Origin of the sequence: Streptomyces sp. NRRL S-495 (assembly GCF_000966955.1) — a bacterium.
Taxonomy (GTDB): domain Bacteria; phylum Actinomycetota; class Actinomycetes; order Streptomycetales; family Streptomycetaceae; genus Kitasatospora; species Kitasatospora purpeofusca.
Window position 1 is genome coordinate 1 of the sequence record NZ_JZWY01000229.1, and the last position, 4,411, is coordinate 4,411.

Annotated in this window: 4 protein-coding genes and 1 pseudogene; all 5 read right to left on the reverse strand. The window is 75.7% G+C overall.

Features of this window, described 5'->3' with window-relative positions; all coding sequences use genetic code 11:
* On the reverse strand, positions 1-908 hold a 908-nt coding region (locus tag VR45_RS13620), incomplete at its 3' end, for an FAD-dependent oxidoreductase (RefSeq protein WP_045939994.1).
* Entirely contained in the window at positions 905-1,594 is a 690-nt protein-coding gene (locus VR45_RS42290) for a hypothetical protein (protein WP_159394208.1), read from the reverse strand. The genes VR45_RS42290 and VR45_RS13620, both read right to left, overlap by 4 nt.
* A 77-nt stretch (positions 1,595-1,671) precedes the next feature.
* Positions 1,672-2,169: a hypothetical protein gene (locus tag VR45_RS42295; RefSeq protein WP_052709065.1), complete on the reverse strand. Its 498-nt coding sequence runs from the start codon at positions 2,167-2,169 to the stop codon at positions 1,672-1,674.
* Between the two features lie 80 nt (positions 2,170-2,249).
* Positions 2,250-3,455, reverse strand: a complete 1,206-nt coding sequence (locus tag VR45_RS13630; RefSeq protein WP_045939995.1) for a glycoside hydrolase family 16 protein — start codon at positions 3,453-3,455, stop codon at positions 2,250-2,252.
* Positions 3,452-4,411 (reverse strand): annotated as a pseudogene (locus VR45_RS13635) (hypothetical protein); the annotation flags it as partial. The gene VR45_RS13630 and the pseudogene VR45_RS13635, both read right to left, overlap by 4 nt.

Genomic DNA, 4,411 nt, shown 5'->3' on the forward strand with positions numbered 1-4,411 from the left:
CGTCCGGTCCGCCCGGCCGTCAGCAGCTCGTGCCCGGTGAGCACCGGGAAGCGGCCCTCCAGCCGCTCGCGCAGCCACCAACCGCCGGACGGGCCGAGCACGGTGCGCACCAGCCTGGCCCGGGTCGCGTCCGGCAGGACGCGGAACGCCCCGGTGGCCCGGCTGAACGCGGCGAACGACCAGCCGGGGCCCAGCGGTGAGCCGGGCTTGGCCAGCCGCACCGGCCACGGGCGGTCGGCGGGGTCCTCGGAGTCCGGCGGCTCGCCGAACCGCAGCTCCCCGGTCCGTGCCACCAGGACCGGCTCGGCGCCGGCCTCGTGCAGCAGGGTGGCGCTCTCCAGCGCGGACTGTCCGGCGCCGACCACCGCCACCCGGCGGCCGCCGAACTTCGCCAGATCGGCGTGGTCCGCGGTGTGCGAGGCGAGGCCCGCCCCGACCAGGGGGCGCAGCACTCCCGGGACCCGCGCGTACGGCGGGAACCCTCCGGCCAGGACCACGGCCCGGGCGCCGAACACCTCGCCCGTGTCCAGCGTCAGCCGGAAGCCGTCCCGCGCGCGTTCGATCCCCACCACCGCGGCGCGCTCGACCCCGGGCACGCAGGCCCGCTGGAACCACTCGCCGTAGCGGACGAACTCGTCCAGCGGTACGGCGTAGCGGTCGCCCACCGGGGGCAGGCCCGCGGCGGCCCGGAAGTCGGCCAGCCGGTACCGGCCCGCCGGGTCGGCGATCGAGGAGGCCCGCGGTGTGGATTTGAGGAACATCCCGGCGGGCATCCGGGTCCGCCAGCTCTCCATCGGGACACCGAGGACGCGCGGTGGCACGTCCCGGCCCGTCAGGTGGGCGGCGACGGAGAGTCCGTACGGGCCTGCGCCGACGACCGCGACGGGGACGGCGTGCGGAGTGGTCATGACGAGCCTCCTCTGGCTCGGGCGGGGACGGTCCCGGCGACCCGGCGGATCGCCTGGCCGGTGAAGCGGACGGTCATCGCGGCCACCGGGAGGAGGTCGTCGCGGCAGAGCCAGGCCCGCTCGGTGGACCGGCGCGGGCGCAGGTCGGTGGGCGGGCGGCGGTCGCGCCAGAGCGCGTCGGCGGCGGAGAGCACGTCCAGCTGGCCGACGCCGTAGTACCGGTCCAGCTGGGGTCCGCGCGGGACCGGCCGGCCGGTGAGCCACAGGTGGAGGGCCCGGACGACGTCCACGCCGTCCACCGTTTCGAACAGCCGGAACTGGGCTCCGGTGCGGGGGTTGAAGTCGAGCAGCTTGTACCGGCCGTCGCGCAGGTCCAGCCGCCAGTCCAGGTCGGCGATGCCGCTGTAGCCGATCCGCCGGCAGAGTCCGGCGGCGAGCCCGGCCAGCTCGGGGTTGGACACCGCGACCGCGCGGGTGGTGAATCCGCCCGACGGCGGGTAGGAGCGCAGCTTGCGCCCGGTGAACAGGGCCAGCGGCTCGCCGCCAGCGTCGCAGCACAGGTGGGTGATCCAGTGCTCGGTGCGCGCGTCCGGCAGGTACTCCTGGGCGAGCACCGAGAGCGGGCGGTCCGGGGGGCAGTGGCGCAGCAGTTCGGCTTCGTCGTGCACCACCGTGGCGTGGCTCACCACGGGGTGGCTCAGCCGGGTGAAGGGGGCGAGGTTCTTCAGGACCAGCGGGTAGCCGCAGCGCTCCGCGGCCTCGATCAGCTCGTCCAGGTCGGCGGGCGCGGCGCTCTCCGGCGCCGGGATCCCGTAGCGGAGGCAGTCGGTGTAGAGGGGTCGGTGTAGAGGGCGCCCTTGTCGGCCACCCGGCGCGGCAGCGCCGCGGGCACCGGGGGCAGCAGGAAGTACGGGGCGAGTTCCCCGGCGTGCTCGGCGAGCAGGACGGCGGCCTCGTCGTCGGTGGGCACAGCCACGCAGCGCCGGCCGGACTCCCCGGCGAGCCGGCGTCCGACGTCCGCGACGGTGGCGACCAGGTCTTCGGCGGGCTCGCGCCCGCTGGTGGGGCGGACGATCGCGCGGGTCAGGTAGCGGGAGAGCGCGGTCGGGGTGAGCCGGTCCTCCACCATCGCCCGCACCTGGACGCCGGCCCGGCCGAGGGAGCGGACGGCGCCGAGCGGTCCGTGCGCGAGCGGGTACCGGCCCACCCTGACCAGCAGGACCGGGGTGCTGCGGTCCAGTGCGGGGCTGGTGCGGTTCACGGTGTCGGCCTTCCTCTCGGGTGCTCGGGTGCTCGGGTGCTGCGGTGCTCCAGTACTCGCGTGCTCGCGTGCTCGCGTGCTCAGTGCTGCCAGACGGCGACCCAGTCGACGGCCACCTGGGTCCGGTCGACGTCTGCCGGGGGCGACTGGTGGTAGCCGACGGCCAGGTCGAGGATCAGCTCCATCGGCACGTCCGGGATCACGGTCGGATCGGTGACCTGGAAGACCTGCACGCCGTCGACGTACCAGGTGACCGCGTCGGGTTCCCAGTCGAGCCCGAAGACGTGGTAGCCGCTGGAGAAGTCCACCGGGCCGTGGGAGTAGTGGGCGTCGATGTTGGTGCCGTCGGGGGCCTCGGCGTGCAGGTTGAGGTCGGCGTAGTGGTCGGTGTTGATGAACTCGGCGATGTCCAGCTCGGGCAGTCCGCCGCGGGTGCCGGCGGGGAGCAGCCAGAAGGCCGGGAACATGCCGGCCGCCTGGCCGGTGGTCTTGATCGCGGCGGCGAAGTACCCGTAGGTGAAGGTCTTCCGGGGGGTGCCGTCCCACTGGTCGCGGCCGGTGGAGACCATGCCGGAGGTCCAGGGGTAGGTCTTGCCGTCGCTGCCGGTCGTGGCCCGGCGCTCGGCGGTGAGGGTGAGCTTGCCGTCCGCCACCGAGACCTGGCTCGGGAGGTACCACTGGTCCTCCTGGTTGCCGGCATTGGTGCAGCCGCCGTCGTTCCAGTCGTAGCAGGTCGCCCAGGACGCGTGGTCGAGGCCGGAGCCGTTGAAGTCGTCGCGGAACACCGAGTGCCACGGGCCGGTCGGCGGCGGCTGGTCGGCCCCGACCGGCAGGGGCGTGTCCGGCCGGCGGTCCCGGCCCGGGCGCGAGCGGTGCGGGCGGTGCAGACGCGAACGGTGCGGGCGGTGCAGGGGGCGGCGCGGGAGGTGCTGCGGGAGGTGCCGCGGCAGCAGCGTCAGCACCGTGGTGAGCACCGCGAGCACCAGCACCGCGCGGGCCGCGCCGAAGGAGCCGGTGAAGAACAGCGCCTCCGCGGTCAGCACCGCGAACGCCAGGCTCAGCGCGACCACCAGTCCGGCGGCGCTCAGCCGGTCCGGCCCCCGCACCGGCCGGGGTACCGGCCGGGCCCAGTCCGCGGCCGCCGCGCCCGGTCCGGCCAGCAGGAAAGCGGCCACCACGACGGCCCGCAACGGCAGGCCGACCGGGAGCAGCTGCGCCGCGAGGGCGCACCAGCCGCCCAGCACCGGGAGGAGGCGGGAGAGGGTCCACGGTCGGACGGAGGTCATGGCGTGCTCCCTCCGGCGGGGACGGCCGCGCCGCCCCCGGCGTCGGAATCGGTGTACTGGTAGACCACGGCGTCCTCGTTGGCGTAGACGCGCCGCAGCGTGGGTTCGGCCGCCGCCGCGGCCGCCAGGCCCTGGACGGCGGAGGCCGGAAGCAGGCCGGTCAGCTCGCAGTCGAGCACCTGGGCCCTGGTGAGGATCAGGTAGGTGGGGCCGCCGGCCGCGTTGGGGGTGGCCAGCGCGCTGCGCAGGGTGTCGCCCGGGGCGGCCGCCAGGTGCCGCAGGTCCTCGCCCGCGGCGTCGCCGAGCACCAGCCGGTCGTGGGTGTCGTAGTTCAGTTCGCCGCCCGGCTCGTTGGCGGTCAGCGAGATGATCCGGGAACCCGCGGGGGTCTCGGCGACGTAGCGCACCGCCGCGACCTCCTGCGGCGTGAAGTAGTTCATCGCCTCCTTGCTGTAGTACCCGAAGAGGGTGCCGCCGAGGAGGCCGAGCAGCAGGACGGCGCAGACGCCGGTCCGCAGCGGGCCGCCGGGCCGGGTGACCGGCCGGGGCGGGGTGCCGGGCGGGAGGGCGCCCTCCGCGGGGGTGCCCGCGCGGTTGCCCCAGAGCAGTGCGGCGGCGAGGAAGGCGGCGGCCGGGAGGGCGAACAGGTAGGCGCGGAACAGCATCTCGCCGTCGTAGGCGTTGGCCAGCAGGACGGCGATCGGCGCCACCAGCAGCGGCAGCAGGCCGACCCGCCGCACCCACCGGTGGCGCAGGGCGCCGGCCAGGGCCAGCAGCAGGACGGCGGCGGTCAGGCCGCGGTCGGCCCAGGAGGCGAGGATCTGGCCGAAGGGTGCCTCGCCGAGCCGGGCGAGGCCCGCGACCGCGTTGTGGTCCGGGGAGCCGAGGGCGGAGATCAGGCCGCTCAGGTTCGCGGACACGAACGGCCGGGCGACGGTGGCGTCCCAGAGGACGGT